Genomic DNA, 19,037 nt, shown 5'->3' with positions numbered 1-19,037 from the left:
AGGAGAGACCCTCGTGCCGAAGTCACGTATCCGCAAGAAGGCCGACTACACGCCGCCTCCGGCGTCGAAGCAGGCGGCGAATATCAAGCTGACCAACCGCGGCTGGGTCGCCCCGGTCATGCTCGCGATGTTCCTGATCGGGCTCGCCTGGATCGTCGTTTTCTACGTCACCGACGGCACCCTGCCGCTGAACGCGCTCGGCAACTGGAACATCGTCGTGGGCTTCGGCTTCATCGCGGCCGGGTTCGGCGTTTCCACGCAGTGGAAGTAGCTCTGCCCCTAGCTATCCACTGAGTTATCCACAGCTGTTTCCACACTGGGGAAAAGGTCGGAAGATCTGTGGATAACCCACTGGGTGTTGACGCCGGTGTGACTGACTCATCGCGGCTCGCCCACATGTTCGCCCCTTGCCCTGGCTGGGAAAACCCTGGTCAGCGACAAGGGGCACGCTTGTTCCCCACGGGGTGCACAAGATCCTGTACGCGCTGTGGACAACGTCGGCCACAGAACGGGCTCAAGTGAGCTGGAACGTCCTCACAAGCACAGTGACGACGACCACTGCGAGGACCGCGGCGCTGACGCCGTACTGCACGAGAGAGCGGTGCTCCCGGGGCGCGTGGACCATGGCGTACCCGACGATCACACCCGCGACCAGACCGCCGACGTGGGCCTGCCAGGCGATGTTTCCCCACGTGAACGTGAAGAGCAGGTTCAGCGCGAGCAGGCCGACGACGGGCCGCATGTCGTAGTTGAGGCGCCGCACCAGCACCGCGGTCGCGCCCATGAGTCCGAAGATCGCACCGGACGCCCCGAGAGACTGTTCACTCGGTCCTGCCAGGGCGTAGGTCAGCGCACTGCCGGCCAGCCCCGAGACCATGTACAGCGTGATGTAGCGGGCCCGGCCGAGCGCCGCTTCGAGGGGAGCGCCGAGCCACCACAGGCCCAGCATGTTGAACGCGATGTGCCACACCGCCTGGTGCGTGAACATCGACGTCACCAGGCGATACCACTCACCGCCCGCCACACCCTGTGTCGGGGCGTACGGCGCGGGGGGCCAGGCCCCGATCAGGATCAGGTCGGAGAGCAGCCGGTCCCACACGTGGACCGCGATGAACACGGCCACATTGATCCCGATGAGGATCTTCGTGACCAGGCGCGGATCGGCCGCGATCGTGCCACCGGTGATCGTCCGCGGCCGCGCCGCCATGGGCCCGTGCCCCGTACCGGATCCGCCCCGTACACAGTCCGGGCACTGGAAGCCCACCGAGGCGCTGACCATGCACTCCGGGCAGATGGGCCGCTCGCAGCGGGCGCACCGGATGCCGGTCTCGCGGTCGGGGTGTCGGTAGCAGCCGGGCAGGCCCTGCGCGTCCTGCGGGCCCTGCGGACTGCCTGGCCTCTGTTCCATACCGATCCCCTAGGTCTCGACGCACACAGCCCCGCCCATCCATACGGACGAGCGGGGCGAAATGGTTCCCGTCAGCGGGTCTCGACGACGACCGATTCGATGACCACGTCATTGACCGGACGGTCCGTACGCGGGTTGGTCTGCGAGGTCGCGATGGCGTCCACGACCTTCTGGCTGGCGCCGTCGACGACCTCGCCGAAGATCGTGTGCTTACGGTTCAGCCAGGCGGTCGGCGACACCGTGATGAAGAACTGGGAGCCGTTCGTACCCGGGCCGGCGTTGGCCATGGCCAGCAGGTACGGCTTGTCGAAGGCGAGGTCGGGGTGGAACTCGTCCTCGAACTGGTAGCCGGGGCCACCCGTGCCGTTGCCGAGCGGGTCGCCGCCCTGAATCATGAAACCGCTGATCACCCGGTGGAAGACCGTGCCGTCGTAGAGCTTGTCAGTGGACTTCTCGCCCGTCTCCGGGTTGGTCCACTCCCGCTCGCCACGGGCGAGCTCGACGAAGTTCTTGACCGTCTTGGGCGCGTGGTTCGGCAGCAGCCGGATCTCGATGTCGCCTTGGTTGGTCTTCAGGGTGGCGTAGAGCTGCTCAGCCACGATCTGCCTTCCGTTGCCTTCTGTGACGGACCGATCCTCGCACGCCCCGGCTGGGCCGTCGCCCGACGGCGGCCGCAAAAATGCCGGTCGAGTCGCCCCCGGGGAGGCGCATCGCGCGGGGATCCGTGGCATTGTCGACCGCAAGCCCCCCTTGCACCGTTTTGATCAGCTATTGCCCCGGAGTACCGCGGTACGTCCGATGGCGGATCTGATGCCCCGGATGCCCGCCCTCGCATGCCGCACTGCCGTCCGGCAGGCATGATCCGAAAAAGGGTGGAAAGGTGAAAACCTGTACGCCACCGAGGAGGAGGATCCCGTGACCCGCATCGACAGCGTGCGCGCCGCGACCGGATCGGCGAAGGACAGCGTGCTGCACGCCGCGGAAGTGGTGGCGCCCTACGCCGAGACGGCCAAAGACCGGGCCGCACTGTACGCACACGAGGCGCGCGTACGGCTTGCGCCCGTCGTGTCGCAGGCCGCACAGCAGACCCGCGACCAGTACGACACATACCTCGCACCGCATCTCGAACAGGCCCGTACGCATGTGCCGCCGAAGGTCGACCATGCCGCGCAGGAGGCGGCGGTCCGCACCCGGAAGGCCGCACGGCAGGCCGCCGTCTACGCCAGGCCTCGGATCGAGCAGGCTGTGGCCGCCGCCCAGCCCGTCGCCGAGGAAGCGACGGCCCGCAGTGTCGCGGCGCTCGCCGCCCTGCGCGGACAGGTCACGCCGAAGGAGATCAAGAAGCTCGTGCGCAAGCACGACCGGCGTGCGCGGGCGGGCCGGGTCGCCAAGGGCCTCCTTGTGGTCGGCATCCTCGCCGGCGGCGCCTTCGCCGCCTGGAAGTGGTGGGACAAGCAGGCCAACCCGGACTGGCTGGTGGAACCGCCGGCCGCGACCGAGGTCCCGGACACCGCTCCTCTGTCTTCGGTGGACGGCAGCGGACAGACGTCCCTCGACCCCGAGGTACAGGCCAAGCAGGCCGAAGCCGAGGCGGAGGCAGAGACGGACGCCGACGGCAACGACCGCGGCTGAGGCTGAGGCTGAGCGTCGAACGAGCGTGAACGCCGTAGGGCGGGAGACCAGTGGTCTCCCGCCCTACGGCGTTCACGTGTTTCACGTGGAACCTGTGGAGCCTAGGGGAGTCGAACCCCTGACATCTGCCATGCAAAGACAGCGCTCTACCAACTGAGCTAAGGCCCCGGAAAAATGATGCGTCGAACCGGAAGAAGTGCGATCCGGTACGCATCGCAGACCAGAGTACCGGGTCACCCCCCGGATCCCGCAAAAGGATTGGGGGTCCCGGTCCACGACCACTCTCCGTAAGATGCCCCACGTGGTTCGCGGCAGCGAACCGCCGTATTTGGGGAAGCGATGGGGAGACGCGATGGACGCCGCACAGCAGGAAGCGACCGCAAGAGCCAGAGAGCTCCAGCGGAACTGGTACGGAGAGCCGCTGGGGGCGCTCTTCCGTCGACTGATCGATGATCTGGGTCTCAATCAGGCCCGGCTCGCGGGGGTTCTCGGTCTGTCCGCGCCCATGCTGTCCCAGCTGATGAGCGGCCAGCGCGCCAAGATCGGCAACCCGGCCGTCGTCCAGCGGGTCCAGCTGCTTCAGGACCTGGCGGGCCAGGTCGCCGACGGAAGCGTCAGCGCCGCCGAGGCCACCGAGCGGATGGACGAGATCAAGAAGTCGCAGGGCGGCTCGGTCCTCTCCAACGCCACGCAGACGACGACCAGTTCGGGAGCGCCCACGGTCAAGCGCGTGGTCCGCGAGATCCAGTCGCTGCTGCGCTCCGTCTCCGCGGCCGGGGACATCATCGATGCGGCGGACAGCCTCGCCCCGAGCCACCCGGAACTGGCAGAGTTCCTCCGGGTCTACGGCGCCGGCCGCACCTCCGACGCCGTAACGCATTACCAGGCTCACCAGAACTGATCCCGGCCGCACGGAGCGACATCGGGCCGGCCGCACATCCCGCGGCCGGCCCACGGCCGCAGGACGATCCGAGAGGCCGGACGCGTCGTGACGGCCGAGGGGGGAGCGACGCAGCACGATGGGTGAGGTCTTCGCGGGGCGCTACGAGCTGGCCGACCCGATCGGTCGCGGGGGAGCCGGCGCCGTGTGGCGCGCCTGGGACCACCGGCGCCGCAGGTATGTGGCCGCCAAGGTCCTGCTGCAGAGCGACGCGCACACGCTGCTCCGCTTCGTGCGCGAGCAGGCCCTGCGGATCGACCACCCCCACGTCCTGGCGCCGGCCAGCTGGGCCGCGGACGACGACAAGGTCCTGTTCACGATGGATCTGGTCGCCGGCGGCTCGCTGGCGCATCTGATCGGGGACTACGGGCCGCTGCCGCCGTCCTTCGTGTGCCTCCTCCTGGATCAGCTCCTGGCCGGGCTCGCCGCGGTGCACGCGGAGGGGGTCGTGCACCGCGACATCAAGCCCGCCAACATCCTTCTCGAGGCGACCGGCACCGCCCGGCCTCATCTGCGCCTCTCGGACTTCGGCATCGCGATGCGCAAGGGGGAGCCGCGCCTCACCGAGACCGACTACGTGGTGGGCACGCCCGGCTACTTCGCTCCAGAACAGGCCATGGGCGGTGAGCCCGACTTCCCCGCGGACCTGTTCGCCGTGGGCCTCGTGGCGCTGTATCTGCTCCAGGGCGCCAGGCCCGATTCCAGGGCGCTCATCGAGCACTTCACCGACCACGGAACTCCCGGTGCGCCGCAGGGCGTCCCCGGCCCCCTGTGGACGGTCGTGGCCGGTCTCCTGCAGCCGGACCCCGAAGCGCGCTTCCGCTCCGCGACAGGCGCACGCAAGGCCCTCCTGGCGGCGTCGGAACTGCTTCCCGAGCCCGGCCCCGACGATGAACACGTCGAGGTTTTCGACCAACTCGGAGCACTCCCCCCTGGCTTCGCCCCGGACGGCCCGACCACCACGTCCCGGCAGGTCGCCTCAGAACTCGTACGTGACCGGCTCCCCGGCACGACCGGCCGGTCCACAACCCGGAATCCCCAGCCGGGTGAAGCACTGCCATCCACGCCACCGACGCCCCCGACACCACTGCTGCCGCCGGCACCGCAGGGACCTCTGGTCGCGCCGGCCTCCCCGACCACCCCGGCCTTGGTGCCAGGGCCGCCGCCTTATGCGCCTGCGGTACCCGATGCCCGTGCGGCCGGGCCAGATATCAGCATGTCGGAGACCAGCACCGCGGAGACCGGCACCGCGAAGACCAGCATGTCGGAGACCGGCAGCTTCCACCTTCCGCCGCCACCTCCCGCGCAGCCGCCCACATCCCCCACCCCGCCACTCACGCCGGCTCCTCCCACGCCCGGGCAGACAGCCACCCCCGCCACCGCTCCCCCTTACGCGAGCCCGCCCCATCCCCCAGCTCCACAGGCGCCGCCACTCCACACCGCGACACCAACGCGCCCGCACCCCTACGAGCCCTCCCTTCACGCCCACGCCCCGGCGTCACCAGCCCCAGCCCCCGGACCGCGCCCGAGCCCGCATCGTCGTGCCCGGCGACGACGACCGGGACCGCCCGCGAAGGTGGCGATCCCGGTGTTGTTCGTCGCTCTGATCAGTTTCGCCGTGGGCATCTGGGCACTCACCCAGGCCTGACGGGCGCCCGCCGGCGGGCGACGTACGTCCACACGCCGAGCCCGAGCACCAGCACGGACCCCGTCCCGATCCCGGCGATCCCGACCACCGTCATGCGATTCGACCGCCCGATCCCGCCCCGAGCCTCCGCCTGCTGCCCCGGCCCGCCCCCGATCGGCCCCGACCCGCGTTCAGCGGCCGCCAGGTCGGACTCGGTGACCTGGAACGCACCCGGATCCCGCACATACGCGGGCGCCGGCGCCGCATCCCCCCGCACCGTCAGACGGAGCGTCAGCCCGGACTCCTGGTTGCCGAACGTCCCCGTCATCTCAGGCGTGAGAGAGACCTTTAGGTAGTACCAGCCGGCGAACCGCACGCCCGCCTCGTCCGCGCGTGACAGATAGCGGTTCTCGTAGGCGACCGGAGGCAGGGAGTCCAGGGCCGCCGTCGAGGGTTCGCCTCCGTACGAGGCGTCCTTCGAGGTGACCGGCGTCCGTGCCGGGTTGTACAGCGCCACGCTCAGCGCGTTCGGCACGAAGCCCGTACGCGACGCGTCCCCCGCCGAACTGCCCAGCTCGACCTCGGTGAAGAGCTGCTGCCCCCAGTCCAGCGGAACCCGGTAGAAGAGCGTCTGCCCAGGCCGGATCCGGTCGTTCCACACACCCTGGCGCAGGCTCTGCGCATCGTTGAAGCCCGTGCCACCCCGGCGTTCGGACGGGATACCGGCGGGCGGCCGCGGCGACGCCGACGGCCAGGCCCCGGGCCCTGCGGTGGCAGGCGGCGACTTGAGCGCGGGCTCCGCCGCGACATTCAGCTCGAGATCCCAGCGCTCCCGCGTGGAATCCGCCGCCGTCCGGCGCTGGACGACCACGTCATACGTGCCCGCGTCCTGACAGCGCCCGCCACTCTCCCGTACGAGCCGCTCCGCCGTGGCGGCGATCGGCCTCGGGTACTCGTCGGAGCGGAACGCCGCGGTCTCCGCGTCACAGCGATTGCCCTGTTGGTCCTGGAGGGTCACGGAAATGCTGTCGTTGAAGGCGACTTTCACGTCAGCGCCGGCTTTCGGCACCGCCACGACCGAGACGTACGTGTCGGAGGATCCGTCGAGGTCGACGCGGTAGTAGCGCGTACCGGCCGATTCCTTCGCACGCGCCCCGCCGACGAGGCCACCGACAAGGCCCGTGCCCCTGACCCCGGCCTCGACGGAGCTGCGATAGGTCTCCCCGGTCTTCAGCTCCGTCGCATCCGTACTGGTCAGCGCCCCCTGAACGGTCTTCGCACCGTGTGCGAAGACATACGGCGCCGGGTCGGCCGCCGCGGACCCCGGAAGCGCCACCACTGCCGCCGGAACGGCCGCCGCACACATCGCCACCGCGAGCGCCGACATCGGCCGCCCGCGCCGGCCCGGGCCTGCGCCCAGCCGCCCCACGCCCAGCCGGCCCAAGACCCGCCGCCCTACGCGCCGACTCATCACGCGCCCCCTCGCTGCCCCCGCCATCGCCCTGCCGTTGCCTCCGCGTCGGACGACCATCCTGCCTCTCGTGCCCCACGCACCCCTCGGTTATTCACGGAAGCAAGCGAACTATTTACCTAAGCAAACCATTCATCCAGGAGCCTCCCTCTCGCCACCCCCGGACAGCACAAAGCCCCGACCGCGAATGCGATCGGGGCTTTGAAGAGACTGTCGTCGATACTCACGAACCCGTGGGCACGGAGTCAGTCGCCTCCGTCCACAGATCCTGCTCGGCGCGATCCGCCTGGATCTGGCGGTACACGAGGAGCCCGCCGATGGCGGCCAGTGCGACCAGGAGAAGCTTCTTCACCGCGCGACCTCGTCCTTCATTGACGTAGGGGACCTCTGGCGCCCGACTATACACACCGACCGAGACCGATCGGTGACCTGCACCCAGGCCCAACTCTCGCACCCCGCCGACCAGTCGATGCGGATCACGGACCTCCGATCACACTTCGCAGAATGTGACATTCAGCGTGATTCGCCGCCTTACGGGGCACTTAAGGCCATCCGGGTGGTGTTCATCGGAAGATCGACGCGCCACGGGCGTCGGTCCCCCACTCCGGAGGCCACATACACATCATGAGGAAAGTACGCAAATCGCCCAACCTGAAAGTGAGGGGTCATGGCCACCAACAGGGTCATCAAGCTGTGGACCGTCATCATCACCGCCTTCCTCGCGGTTCTGACCGCGATGGGTCTCACCTCCCCGGCCGCCGCGGCCACGCCCGTACAGCAGACCGAGGGCATCCGCAACGCGGCGGTGAGCACCCCCGCCGCCACCTCCGTCCGGGCACCCTGGGCCTTCAAACGATCCCTGCCGCCGACGATGAAGCAGCGCATCCGCGCCGAGGCGCACGGTTCCTCTCCGAGCTGCCGCCACCGTCTGCCGGCCGAGACTGAGCCCGGGAACGAGTTCGACGAGACAGCGGCAGGAATCAACGCACTCCATGCGCAGGCATGAGGACAGCGGTAGTAACGACTCTGAGTCCCTCTGCACAAAACGCTCCACCTGCATAAAACGCTCCACCGCGAGAAGCGCCGGCGAGGAAGACCGACAGGTACCGCCGGCAGGCACCATCAGTAAGTACTGCCACTGCCTCACACAGGACGAGCGCAGAACCAAGGCACCGCCTTACAGGCCCACTGCCTCACCGCTCCCCGCAGCCCCCAGCCCCACAGCGCCCTCCCGCGCCCCAGAGCCTTCACGCACGCCCCGTCACGACCACGACCCCGGCCAGCACAGGCTGAGGGTCTTCTCGGCGTGTGCCCGCGCCACCCTCAGACGCCAAAGCCCCAAGACGCCAAAAACCCCCAACCACCATGGGTTGAGGGTTCTTGTGCTGCTGTGGGGCTAACAGGATTTGAACCTGTGGCCTCATCCTTATCAGGGATGCGCTCTAACCAACTGAGCTATAGCCCCGCCGCGCTTTGCGGTGTGTGTCCCGCGCGCTGACCTCTGAAGATTAGCGCACGACCCGGCCAGTCCCAAAATCGATAGCCGGGAGCCGGTCCGACCGGCCCGAACAACAGTGGAGCGCACCCCCGTCAGGGAATGCGCTCCACCGGTGTCACGACGTTCTGAAGGCCGTTACCCGTCCTCTACTCGTCCTCGGCGAGGGTCAGCTCGACGCCGCCCACGAAGCCCGCGGAGAGGTTGTAGATGAACGCGCCGAGCGTGGCCAGGGCCGTCGCCAGGACGACGTCGATGACCGCGATGATCGACGTGAACAGCAGGACGTGCGGCAGCGACAGGAACGACTGCAGGTCGAAGCCGTTGGACTCGTTCGAGCCCGTGGCCTCGGAGATCGTGCCGCCCACGGTCGAGAAGACACCCATGGCGTCCATGACCATCCACAGCACCGCGGCCGCGACGATCGTGCAGATGCCGAGCGCGATGGAGAGCAGGAAGCTGACCTTCATCACCGACCACGGATCGGCCTTGGCGACCCTCAGGCGCGCCTTGCGAGTGCGGGGCGTCGTCCGTGCCCCGGTGCGCGGCTTGCGGACCGCACCGGACGGCGGAGCCGCCTGGTAGGCCTGCGGCGGGTGGTACGGCTGCTCGGGCTGCTGCGGCTGCGGCCTCTCCCCGGGCAACGGGCCGGCCTTGTCGGCCGCGTACTGCTGCGTCTGCGGACCTCGGGTGTCCGTCACAGTTCCCCCCTGGGATCCATGAGACTCGTGCGAGTCGTTCGAGTCAGTGGCGGGGCCACGGCCGCCGTCCGTTTCCGTACCGGTGGATGTTCCGGTAGAGCCGGCACCCGTGGCTCCGCTCACGATGACTCACTCCTCGCGCTACTCGGCCGTGGACTCCGTGCCCTCGTCCGTTCCGACAGCCGTATCGGCCTGCGCGGACTCGTCGGCGATGTCGTCACCGTCGACCTCCTCCGCCTCGCGACCGGCCTCGGCGTTACGAGCGATACCGACCACGGCATCGCGCTTGCCCAGGTTGATCAGTTGGACGCCCATGGTGTCACGGCCCGTCTCCCTGACCTCGTTGACTCGCGTACGAATCACACCGCCCGACAGCGTGATGGCGAGGATCTCGTCGGTCTCCTCGGTCACCAGCGCGCCGACCAGCGAACCACGGTCCTCCACGATCTTGGCGGCCTTGATACCGAGGCCGCCGCGGCCCTGGACGCGGTACTCGTCGACAGCGGTCCGCTTCGCGTACCCGCCGTCCGTTGCGGTGAACACGAACGTACCCGGCCTGACGACATTCATCGAGAGCAGCTGGTCGCCCTCGCGGAAACTCATGCCCTTCACACCGGACGTCGCGCGGCCCATGGGGCGCAGCGCGTCGTCCGTCGCGGTGAAGCGGATGGACTGCGCCTTCTTACTGATGAGCAGCAGGTCGTCCTCGGCGGAGACCAGCTCGGCCCCGATCAGCTCGTCGTCGGAGCCGTCCTCCGTCTCGCGCAGGTTGATGGCGATGACGCCGCCCGCGCGGGGCGAGTCGTAGTCCTTGAGGGGCGTCTTCTTTACGAGGCCGCCCTTCGTGGCGAGGACCAGGTAGGGGGCCGCTTCGTAGTCGCGGATCGCGAGGATCTCGGCGATCGCCTCGTCCGGCTGGAAGGCCAGCAGGTTGGCGACGTGCTGGCCTCGCGCGTCACGCCCGGCGTCCGGGAGTTCGTACGCCTTGGCGCGGTAGACGCGGCCCTTGTTCGTGAAGAACAGCAGCCAGTGGTGCGTCGTCGACACGAAGAAGTGGTCGACGATGTCGTCTTCCTTGAGCTTCGTGCCGCGTACGCCCTTGCCGCCGCGCTTCTGCGAGCGGTAGTCGACGGTCTTCGTGCGCTTGACGTAGCCACCGCGCGTGATGGTGACGACGATGTCCTCTTCGGGGATCAGGTCCTCGATGGACATGTCGCCGTCGAAGGGCACCAGCATGGAGCGCCGGTCGTCGCCGAACTTCTCGACGATCGCCGCCAGTTCCTGGCTGATGATCTCGCGCTGCCGGGCCGGCGAGGCCAGGATCGCGTTGTACTCGTTGATCTTCTGCTGCAGTTCGTCGTGCTCGGCGACGATCTTCTGGCGCTCCAGGGCGGCCAGCCGGCGCAGCTGCATCTCGAGGATCGCGTTGGCCTGGATCTCGTCGATCTCCAGGAGGCCCATGAGGCCCTCTCGGGCGATCTCGACGGTGTCGCTGCGCCGGATCAGCGCGATGACCTCGTCGATGGCGTCCAGGGCCTTCAGGAGGCCGCGCAGGATGTGGGCGCGCTCCTCGGCCTTGCGCAGGCGGAACTTCGTACGGCGGACGATGACCTCGACCTGGTGGCTCACCCAGTGGCGGATGAAGGCGTCCAGGGAGAGGGTGCGCGGCACACCGTCGACGAGCGCCAGCATGTTGGCGCCGAAGTTCGTCTGCAGGTCGGTGTGCTTGTAGAGGTTGTTCAGGACGACCTTGGCGACGGCGTCGCGCTTCAGGACGACGACGAGGCGCTGGCCCGTACGCGAGGACGTCTCGTCGCGGACGTCGGCGATGCCGCCGACCTTGCCGTCCTTCACGAGGTCGGCGATCTTCTGCGCGAGGTTGTCCGGGTTGACCTGGTAGGGGAGCTCGGTGACCACCAGGCACTGGCGGTTCTGGATCTCCTCGACCTCGACGACCGCGCGCATCGTGATGGAGCCACGGCCCGTGCGGTACGCCTCCTCGATGCCCTTGCGGCCCACCACGAGGGCGCCGGTCGGGAAGTCGGGGCCCTTGATGCGCTCGATGAGCGCGTCCAGGAGCTCCTCGTGCGAGGCGTCCGGGTTCTCCAGGTACCACTGGGCGCCGGCGGCGACCTCGCGCAGGTTGTGCGGCGGGATGTTGGTCGCCATGCCGACCGCGATACCGGCCGAGCCGTTGATCAGCAGGTTCGGGAAGCGGGCCGGCAGGACGGTCGGCTCCTGGGAGCGGCCGTCGTAGTTGTCCATGAAATCGACGGTTTCCTCGTCGATGTCCCGGACCATCTCCATGGACAGCGGCGCCATCTTGCACTCGGTGTAGCGCATGGCGGCCGCGGGGTCGTTACCCGGAGAGCCGAAGTTTCCGTTGGAGTCCACCAGCGGCATGCGCAGCGACCATGGCTGGGCCAGGCGCACCAGTGCGTCGTAGAGCGCGGAGTCGCTGTGCGGGTGGTAGTTACCCATGACGTCACCGACGACGCGGGCGCACTTGTAGAAGCCCTTCTCGGGCCGGTAGCCGCCGTCGTACATGGTGTACAGGACACGGCGGTGGACGGGCTTGAGACCGTCGCGTACGTCGGGCAGCGCGCGGGACACGATGACGGACATCGCGTAGTCGAGGTACGAGCGCTGCATCTCGCTCTCGAGCCCGACGGGCTCGATGCGCTGAGCGAATTCCCCGCTCTCGACAGCCACGGTGATCTCGACGCCTTCTTCAGGCGTGGGAGGCGTGTTCTCGTCGGTCATTGCTGGTGAAGATCCTTTCTGTGGCGGTCAGCTGAGACCGACTCAGATGTCGAGGAAGCGGACGTCCTTGGCGTTGCGCTGGATGAACGAGCGGCGTGCCTCGACGTCCTCGCCCATGAGGACCGAGAACAGGTCGTCGGCCTGGGCGGCGTCGTCGAGCGTGACCTGGCCGAGGACGCGGTGTTCCTGGTCCATGGTCGTGATGCGCAGCTCCTCGGCGTTCATCTCGCCGAGGCCCTTGAAGCGCTGGATCGAGTCGTCACGGATGCGCTTGCCGTTCTGCTTGCCCAGCTCGACGAGGGCGTCGCGCTCGCGGTCCGAGTACGCGTACTCGAAGTCGTCCCGGCCCCACTTGATCTTGTAGAGCGGCGGGCGCGACAGGAAGACGTGTCCGGCCTCGACGAGGGGGCGCATGAAGCGGAACAGGAACGTCAGCAGGAGGGTGTTGATGTGCTGGCCGTCGACGTCGGCGTCCGCCATCAGGACGATCTTGTGATAGCGGAGCTTCGCGATGTCGAAGTCCTCGTGGACTCCGGTGCCGAAGGCGGAGATCAGTGCCTGGATCTCCTGGTTCTGCAGGATCTTGTCGATCCGCGCCTTCTCGACGTTCAGGATCTTGCCTCGGATGGGCAGGATGGCCTGGTACTGCGGGTTCCGGCCGGACTTGGCCGAGCCGCCGGCGGAGTCACCCTCGACGATGAAGATCTCGCACTTGGTGGGGTCGTTCGACTGGCAGTCCGAGAGCTTGCCCGGCAGGGAGGCCGACTCCAGGAGGCCCTTGCGACGGGTCAGGTCGCGGGCCTTGCGGGCCGCCACGCGCGCGGTGGCCGCCTGGATGGACTTGCGGATGATGTCCGCGGCCTCGTTCGGATTGCGGTCCAGCCAGTCGTTGAGGTGCTCGTAGACCGCCTTCTGGACGAAGGTCTTCGCCTCCGTGTTGCCCAGCTTGGTCTTGGTCTGGCCCTCGAACTGGGGCTCGCTCAGCTTGACCGAGATGATCGCGGTCAGACCCTCGCGGATGTCGTCGCCCGTGAGGTTGTCGTCCTTCTCACGCAGCAGCTTCTTGTCGCGCGCGTACTTGTTGATCAACGAGGTCAGCGCCGCGCGGAAGCCCTCCTCGTGCGTGCCGCCCTCGTGGGTGTGGATGATGTTGGCGAAGGAGTACACGCCCTCGCTGTAGCCGCTGTTCCACTGCATCGCGACCTCGAGGGACAGGCTCTTGTCCTTGTCCTCCGCCTCCAGGTCGATGACGGTGGGGTGCACCGCTTCTCCCTTGCGGGAGTTGAGGTACTTCACGAAGTCGACGATGCCGCCCTCGTAGTGGTACGTGACGGTCTTGACCTCGTCGGCCTCGTCCGCACCCGCCTCGTCCGCCCCGGCCGTGGCCTTCGCCGACTCGCGCTCATCAGTGAGTTTGATCGTCAAACCCTTGTTGAGGAACGCCATCTCCTGGAAGCGCCGCGAGAGCGTCTCGAAGGAGTACTCCGTGGTCTCGAAGATGTCCGCGTCGGCCCAGAAGGTGACCGACGTTCCGGTCTGCTCGATGGCCTCGTGCTTGGCGAGCGGGGCCGTCGGGACGCCCAGCTTGTAGTCCTGCGTCCAGCGGTGGCCGTCGGTCCTGACCTCGACGGCGACCCTCGCCGACAGCGCGTTGACGACGGAGACGCCGACGCCGTGCAGACCGCCGGAGACCGCGTAGCCGCCGCCGCCGAACTTGCCGCCCGCGTGCAGGACCGTCAGCACGACCTCGACGGCCGGCTTGTTCTCGGAGGGGACGATGCCCACCGGGATGCCTCGGCCGTTGTCGATGACGCGCACGCCACCGTCGGGAAGAATCGTCACGTCGATGGTGTCCGCGTGCCCGGCCAGCGCCTCGTCGACGGAGTTGTCGACCACTTCGTAGACGAGGTGGTGCAGGCCCCGCTCACCGGTCGAGCCGATGTACATGCCAGGGCGCTTGCGGACCGCGTCCAGACCCTCGAGGACTGTGATGGCGCTGGCGTCGTACGACGAGGTGACCTCGCCGGAGGTCTTGAGCGCCTCCGCGGGGGCCTCACCGACGGCGTCGGCGGCAGTGGACGGGATGTTCTCGTTGGGGTTGCCGGAATCGGCCACGAAGCGCCCTTTCTGGCACAGCACAAGCCAAGCCCCCGGCGGTGGCCGGAGCGGCTGCGTCGTTCAGCGATAGTCAGCGTTGCTCGGTGTGTCCCACAAGTGGGGCGGGATTAGCTCTCAGTCTACCGGTAGCGCTGACAGTGATGGGGGTTTGCCGGTACCTGAGTCCTCATGTGCCGCCCTGAACCGGCCTCTGCCGACTCCCCGTATGCGTCCCGGGGCTCCAAGAGGCTTACAGCGGCACTCAGCGCTTCCGAGCGTCAACCGGGTGTCAACCCCCGGCCGGCGTGCCCGCGGTCTCACCCGTAGGTGTCGCCGGGACCCTTGCTTCCGGGGGCGCGCAGGGGGCCGTAGCGGCGGGCGGGACCGCCGGGGCCGAGGACCTTCAGGAGGCGTACGGTGCCGTGCCCCAGGTCCTCGTTGAGCCGCGCCACCAGCTGCGGAGCGAGCAGCCGCAGCTGCGTCGCCCAGGCCGTCGAGTCGCACTGGACGGTCAGGACGCGCTCGTCCTCGTCGTACTTCTGGGGCACACAGTGCTTGGCGAGGTCGTCGCCCACGATCTGCGGCCAGCGGCCCATGACGCCGCCGACGGCGGCCGGGGCCTCCCAGCCGCGCTCGGTGATCAGCCGGTTGATGGCCGCCCCGAGCGCCAGGGGGTCGCGGCCGTCGGCCCGCGCCCCGGACCGCAGCCCGCCGCGCTTGGCCTGCTTCTTTTGCTGGGCGGCCGCCCCGCGCGCGCGTGCCTGCTCCTTCGCCGCGCGCAGGGCCACGCGCGCGAGGTCGACGCCGGACGGCTCGGGCGCCTTCTTCGGGACGTCCCCCGCAGGCGGGTTCTCGCTCACAGCCGCTCCACCGTGCCCTCGGACACCGCGTACCGCGTGCCCGTCAGGATGCCCGGCACGTCGTCGTCGACCGCCGCGGTGACCAGGACCTGCTCGCCGGGAGCGACCAGCTCGGCGAGGCGCTCCCTGCGCCGTGCGTCGAGCTCCGCGAAGACGTCGTCGAGGACGAGCACCGGCTCGTTCCCCTCGGCCCGCAGCAGGTCGTACGAGGCCAGGCGCAGCGCCAGCGCGTACGACCAGGACTCGCCATGGCTGGCGTACCCCTTGGCCGGCAGCTGGCCGAGCTTGAGGACCAGGTCGTCGCGGTGCGGTCCGACGAGGGTCACGCCCCGCTCGATCTCCTGCTTGCGGGCCGCTTCGAGGGCGGTCATCAGCTGCTCGTAGAGCTCTTCGCGCGCGTGCCCGTCGATTTCGGGCGAGGACGGCTTGTACTCCAGGGCGAGCGGGCCGCCGCCGGGTGCCAGCTGCTCGTACGCCTTGTCGGCGAGCGGCTGCAGTGTGGCGATCAGGTCGAACCGCTGCGCGAGCACCTCGGCGCCCACGCGCGCGAGGTGCTGGTCCCACACGTCGAGGGTCGACAGGTCCATGGTCCGGCCGCCGTGCCGGCGCGCGAGCGCTGCCGACTTCAGGAGCGTGTTGCGCTGCTTGAGGACACGGTCGTAGTCGGAGCGGACGCCGGCCATGCGCGGGGAGCGTGCGGTGATCAGTTCGTCGAGGAAGCGGCGGCGCTCGCCGGGGTCGCCCTTGACGAGTGCGAGGTCCTCCGGGGCGAACAGCACGGTCCGGACGATGCCGAGCACGTCACGGGGTCTGACCTGCGAGGACCGGTTGATTCTGGCGCGGTTCGCCTTGCCGGGGTTCAGTTCGAGCTCGATGAGCTGCTGGCGCTCGCCCTGCCGGACGGCGGCCCGGATGACGGCGCGCTCGGCGCCCATGCGGACCAGTGGCGCGTCCGAGGAGACCCGATGGCTGCCGAGGGTGGCGAGATAGCCGACGGCCTCGACGAGGTTGGTCTTCCCCTGCCCGTTCGGGCCCACGAAGGCGGTGACGCCCGGATCGAGAGGGACCTCGACCCGGGCGTACGAGCGGAAGTCGGCCAGCGACAGATGCGTCACATGCATGGTCGTTCGCCGACCTCCCCCAAGGTGTGGAGCGGGTGTGGATTACTGCGGTGCTTCTGTACGGCGGTTTCCGGCCGGATCACTTCTTCTCGACGGCGTGGCCGCCGAACTGGTTACGCAGGGCCGCGATCATCTTCATCTGCGGCGAGTCGTCCTGGCGCGAGGCGAAGCGCGCGAAGAGCGAGGCGGTGATCGCGGGCAGCGGCACCGCGTTGTCGATGGCCGCCTCGACGGTCCAGCGGCCCTCTCCGGAGTCCTCCGCGTAGCCGCGCAGCCTGTCCAGGTGCTCGTCGTCGTCCAGCGCGTTGACCGCGAGGTCGAGCAGCCAGGAACGGATGACCGTGCCCTCCTGCCAGGAGCGGAAGACCTCGCGCACATCCGTGACGGAGTCGACCTTCTCCAGGAGCTCCCAGCCCTCGGCGTAGGCCTGCATCATGGCGTACTCGATGCCGTTGTGGACCATCTTCGCGAAATGGCCCGCACCGACCTTGCCGGCGTGGACGGAACCGAAGTCGCCCTCCGGCTTGAGGGCGTCGAAGATCGGCTGGACCTTGGCGACGTGCTCCTTGGCGCCGCCGTACATCAGCGCGTAGCCGTTCTCCAGGCCCCAGACACCGCCGGAGACGCCGCAGTCGACGAAGCCGATGCCCTTGATGCCCAGCTCGACGGCGTGCTTCTCGTCGTCGGTCCAGCGCGAGTTCCCGCCGTCGACGACGATGTCGCCGGGCTCCAGGAGCTCGGCGAGCTCGTCCACGGTGGCCTGGGTCGGGCCGCCGGCGGGCACCATCACCCACACCACGCGCGGGCCCTTGAGCTTGCCCACAAGCTCTCCGAGGCTGTGGACGTCCGCGAGGTCCGGATTGCGGTCGTATCCGATGACGGTGTGGCCTGCGCGGCGGATGCGCTCGCGCATGTTGCCGCCCATCTTGCCGAGACCGACGAGACCGAGCTCCATCAGGTGGTTCCTTAAGTTGCGACCGGGCGTGAGGTGGTGCGTGAGGCGCTTCCGCACCTGTCTCCGAGCCTAAACCCGGACTCTCACGCACACCTGTGGGCATAGCCGCTCAGGCGAACGCCCGGCGGCCATGCCCGGTGGAGCGTCAGCCCGACAGCCGCACCGGCATGATCAGGTACTTGTACGCGTCGTCCGCCTCGGCGTCCACAGCGGGCCTGCCGCTGAGGAGGGCCGGCTTCGTGGAGGTCGTGAACGAGAGCTGGGCGACCGGGGAGTCGATCGCGCTCAGACCGTCCAGCAGGAACGTCGGGTTGAAGGCGATCGAGATGTCGTCGCCCTCGAGCTGGGCGTCGACCCTCTCCACAGCCTGTGCGTCGTCGCTGGAGCCGGCCTCCAGGATGAGCACACCCTGCTCAAAGCTGAGCCGCACCGGGGTGTTCCGCTCGGCGACGAGGGCCACACGCTTGACGGCCTCCACGAAGGGGGCGGTCTCGATCACGGCCACGGAGTTGAACTCCGTCGGGAACAGCGTGCGGTACTTCGGCAGGTCGCCCTCGAGCAGACGCGTCGTGGTGCGACGGCCGGCGCCCTCGAAGCCGATGAGGCCCTCACCGGCGCCGGAGCCCGACAGGGCCAGCGTCACCGTGTCGCCGCTCGTGAGCGCCTTGGCGGTGTCCAGGAGCGTCTTGGCAGGCACCAGGGCGACCGCGGACGCCTCGGGGTCCTCCGGCTTCCACAGGAACTCGCGGACCGCGAAGCGGTACCGGTCGGTGGATGCCAGGGTGACCGTGTCGCCCTCGATCTCGATACGCACACCCGTGAGCACCGGAAGGGTGTCGTCACGGCCGGCCGCGATGGCCACCTGCGCCGCGGCGGAGGCGAAGACCTCACCCGGGACGGTGCCCGTGGCGGTCGGCATCTGCGGCAGCGCCGGGTACTCCTCCACAGGAAGGGTGTGGAGTGTGAATCGCGAGGAGCCGCAGACCACGGTCGCTCGTACACCGTCTGTGGAAATCTCCACCGGCCGGTTCGGCAGGGCACGGCAGATGTCCGCCAGGAGCCGGCCGGAGACGAGGACGGTGCCCTCCTCGTCGATCTCCGCGTCGACCGAGACCCGCGCCGAGACCTCGTAGTCGAAGCTCGAGAGGCTCAGTGCGCCCTCCTCGGCCTTCAGGAGAAGGCCCGCGAGGACAGGCGCAGGCGGTCGGGCCGGGAGGCTGCGCGCCGCCCAGGCCACTGCCTCCGCGAGTACATCGCGTTCCACCCGGATCTTCACCGTAAGCCGCCTCCTGCTGTTGCTGGCTGCTCTCGCCCTGCGTTGGTCTTCGGTCTTCGTCGTCTGACTCGGTGTCGCTCAGCTGCCACATGGGAAGGACACCGGGGAACAGTCTGACGTACGGCGCTGACAGTCGTTGCCGCTCGGGTCAAGTCGTGCCGGTCCGCAGTCGGGCTCCGAGGACCAAGTTGTGCACAGCCCCCACTTCGATGCGGATTCCCAGCTCTCTCTAGTTGGTCTTAGTAGTAGGGGCTGTGGAAACCGTGGATAACTGCCTTTTCGCAGGTCAGAGTCGGTTTTTTGTCCACCGGGCCTGTGGGCGCGAGCGGTGGACAACCGGGGTTCTCTGTGGACGGGGAAAAGTTCTGCACACCCGATGCACAGGCAGGGGCTACTTCTCCCCAGGGCCGTCCCCAGCTTTACCCCGGTTCCCCACAGCCCAACCACACCCCTTGATGTGACGGCTTTCACTCGGCCCGGTGATCGCGCCCTTCGTGTTGCCGAACAGTGGACAGCCGTGTGGAGAAGCCCCCGATTGCTGTGCACAAGGGCCCCTGACCTGTGGGTTCGCAGTGGACAACTCCCCTCACGTCCTGTGGAGGAAAATCTTGTCCACAGCCTGTGGAGATCTTTTGTCCACGGATCCACAGCCGTCTGACCTGGTCTGATGGTCATTCAGACAAGAGCCCTG

Annotated in this window: 16 protein-coding genes and 2 tRNA genes; 5 read left to right on the top strand and 13 right to left on the bottom strand. The window is 68.6% G+C overall.

The genetic code is table 11. The features are described from left to right. Positions 1-13 precede the first annotated feature (13 nt). Complete coding sequence (gene crgA, locus EOT10_RS09005; protein WP_127827558.1) at positions 14-271, top strand: cell division protein CrgA; 258 nt, start codon at positions 14-16, stop codon at positions 269-271. 243 nt (positions 272-514) lie between these two features. On the opposite strand, the gene EOT10_RS09000 is transcribed toward crgA, so the two are convergent. Then, a complete protein-coding gene (locus tag EOT10_RS09000; RefSeq protein WP_127827557.1) occupies positions 515-1,408 on the bottom strand; it encodes a rhomboid family intramembrane serine protease in 894 nt (297 codons plus the stop codon). A 71-nt stretch (positions 1,409-1,479) separates the two neighbouring features. Beyond that, positions 1,480-2,007 (bottom strand): peptidylprolyl isomerase, encoded by a 528-nt coding sequence (locus EOT10_RS08995; RefSeq protein WP_127827556.1) that lies wholly within the window; start codon positions 2,005-2,007, stop codon positions 1,480-1,482. A 316-nt stretch (positions 2,008-2,323) separates the two neighbouring features. Here EOT10_RS08995 and EOT10_RS08990 point away from each other — a divergent pair, with 316 nt between their 5' ends. Continuing rightward, positions 2,324-3,040 carry a DUF5324 family protein gene (locus EOT10_RS08990; protein ID WP_127827555.1) on the top strand — a complete coding sequence of 239 codons (717 nt, stop codon included), beginning with the start codon at positions 2,324-2,326 and terminating at the stop codon, positions 3,038-3,040. A 95-nt stretch (positions 3,041-3,135) separates the two neighbouring features. Here the strand turns inward: EOT10_RS08990 and EOT10_RS08985 are convergent. Next, positions 3,136-3,208: transfer RNA gene (locus EOT10_RS08985), tRNA-Ala, on the bottom strand. A gap of 184 nt (positions 3,209-3,392) precedes the next feature. Here EOT10_RS08985 and EOT10_RS08980 point away from each other — a divergent pair. Together EOT10_RS08980 and EOT10_RS08975 are read left to right on the top strand one after the other, a co-directional pair. Further along, positions 3,393-3,941 (top strand): helix-turn-helix domain-containing protein, encoded by a 549-nt coding sequence (locus EOT10_RS08980; protein ID WP_127827554.1) that lies wholly within the window; start codon positions 3,393-3,395, stop codon positions 3,939-3,941. A 118-nt stretch (positions 3,942-4,059) separates the two neighbouring features. Further along, the gene (locus tag EOT10_RS08975; protein WP_127827553.1) at positions 4,060-5,628 is read left to right on the top strand and encodes a serine/threonine-protein kinase; all 1,569 of its coding nucleotides are present in this window, start codon (positions 4,060-4,062) and stop codon (positions 5,626-5,628) included. On the opposite strand, the gene EOT10_RS08970 is transcribed toward EOT10_RS08975, so the two are convergent. Both EOT10_RS08970 and EOT10_RS41860 read right to left on the bottom strand, forming a co-directional pair. Continuing rightward, entirely contained in the window at positions 5,615-7,078 is a 1,464-nt protein-coding gene (locus EOT10_RS08970; protein WP_223280887.1) for a hypothetical protein, read from the bottom strand. The genes EOT10_RS08975 and EOT10_RS08970 overlap by 14 nt on opposite strands. Positions 7,079-7,301: 223 nt before the next feature. Further along, the gene (locus EOT10_RS41860) at positions 7,302-7,430 is read right to left on the bottom strand and encodes a DLW-39 family protein (protein WP_003999697.1); all 129 of its coding nucleotides are present in this window, start codon (positions 7,428-7,430) and stop codon (positions 7,302-7,304) included. A 315-nt stretch (positions 7,431-7,745) separates the two neighbouring features. Between EOT10_RS41860 and EOT10_RS08960 the strand changes: the two genes are divergently transcribed. Further along, positions 7,746-8,084 carry a DUF6344 domain-containing protein gene (locus EOT10_RS08960; RefSeq protein ID WP_127827551.1) on the top strand — a complete coding sequence of 113 codons (339 nt, stop codon included), beginning with the start codon at positions 7,746-7,748 and terminating at the stop codon, positions 8,082-8,084. Between the two features lie 385 nt (positions 8,085-8,469). Here EOT10_RS08960 and EOT10_RS08955 read toward each other — a convergent pair. The 8 genes from EOT10_RS08955 to dnaN form a co-directional block, all read right to left on the bottom strand. After that, positions 8,470-8,543, bottom strand: a tRNA-Ile gene (locus tag EOT10_RS08955). Between the two features lie 179 nt (positions 8,544-8,722). Next, complete coding sequence (locus EOT10_RS08950; RefSeq protein ID WP_127827550.1) at positions 8,723-9,397, bottom strand: DUF3566 domain-containing protein; 675 nt, start codon at positions 9,395-9,397, stop codon at positions 8,723-8,725. An 18-nt stretch (positions 9,398-9,415) separates the two neighbouring features. Next, complete coding sequence (gyrA, locus tag EOT10_RS08945; RefSeq protein ID WP_127827549.1) at positions 9,416-12,037, bottom strand: DNA gyrase subunit A; 2,622 nt, start codon at positions 12,035-12,037, stop codon at positions 9,416-9,418. Between the two features lie 42 nt (positions 12,038-12,079). After that, complete coding sequence (gene gyrB / locus EOT10_RS08940; RefSeq protein ID WP_127827548.1) at positions 12,080-14,176, bottom strand: DNA topoisomerase (ATP-hydrolyzing) subunit B; 2,097 nt, start codon at positions 14,174-14,176, stop codon at positions 12,080-12,082. A 275-nt stretch (positions 14,177-14,451) separates the two neighbouring features. After that, a complete protein-coding gene (locus EOT10_RS08935) occupies positions 14,452-14,994 on the bottom strand; it encodes a DciA family protein (protein WP_127827547.1) in 543 nt (180 codons plus the stop codon). Continuing rightward, the gene (recF, locus tag EOT10_RS08930; RefSeq protein WP_127827546.1) at positions 14,991-16,115 is read right to left on the bottom strand and encodes a DNA replication/repair protein RecF; all 1,125 of its coding nucleotides are present in this window, start codon (positions 16,113-16,115) and stop codon (positions 14,991-14,993) included. Before recF ends, EOT10_RS08935 begins: the two co-directional genes overlap by 4 nt. A 79-nt stretch (positions 16,116-16,194) precedes the next feature. Beyond that, positions 16,195-17,070, bottom strand: coding sequence for a phosphogluconate dehydrogenase (NAD(+)-dependent, decarboxylating) (gene gnd / locus EOT10_RS08925; protein ID WP_127827545.1), 876 nt, complete (start codon positions 17,068-17,070; stop codon positions 16,195-16,197). A gap of 145 nt (positions 17,071-17,215) precedes the next feature. After that, positions 17,216-18,346, bottom strand: a complete 1,131-nt coding sequence (gene dnaN, locus EOT10_RS08920) for a DNA polymerase III subunit beta (protein WP_100597232.1) — start codon at positions 18,344-18,346, stop codon at positions 17,216-17,218. Between the last annotated feature and the right edge of the window lie 691 nt (positions 18,347-19,037).

Origin of the sequence: Streptomyces antnestii (assembly GCF_004005495.1) — a bacterium.
Taxonomy (GTDB): Bacteria; Actinomycetota; Actinomycetes; order Streptomycetales; family Streptomycetaceae; genus Streptomyces; species Streptomyces antnestii.
The sequence above is the reverse complement of the archived record's forward strand: the minus strand, read 5'-3'. Positions and strand labels throughout refer to the sequence as shown.

Bases quoted from the DNA above. Each gene is read 5' to 3' on its own strand.
- EOT10_RS09000 (WP_127827557.1), bottom strand. From the start codon at position 1,408: ATGGAACAGAGGCCAGGCAGTCCGCAGGGCCCGCAGGACGCGCAGGGC.
- EOT10_RS08980 (WP_127827554.1), top strand. From the start codon at position 3,393: ATGGACGCCGCACAGCAGGAAGCGACCGCAAGAGCCAGAGAGCTCCAG.
- EOT10_RS08975 (WP_127827553.1), top strand. From the start codon at position 4,060: ATGGGTGAGGTCTTCGCGGGGCGCTACGAGCTGGCCGACCCGATCGGT.
- EOT10_RS08970 (WP_223280887.1), bottom strand. From the start codon at position 7,078: ATGAGTCGGCGCGTAGGGCGGCGGGTCTTGGGCCGGCTGGGCGTGGGG.
- EOT10_RS08960 (WP_127827551.1), top strand. From the start codon at position 7,746: ATGGCCACCAACAGGGTCATCAAGCTGTGGACCGTCATCATCACCGCC.
- gyrA (WP_127827549.1), bottom strand. From the start codon at position 12,037: ATGACCGACGAGAACACGCCTCCCACGCCTGAAGAAGGCGTCGAGATC.
- recF (WP_127827546.1), bottom strand. From the start codon at position 16,115: ATGCATGTGACGCATCTGTCGCTGGCCGACTTCCGCTCGTACGCCCGG.
- gnd (WP_127827545.1), bottom strand. From the start codon at position 17,070: ATGGAGCTCGGTCTCGTCGGTCTCGGCAAGATGGGCGGCAACATGCGC.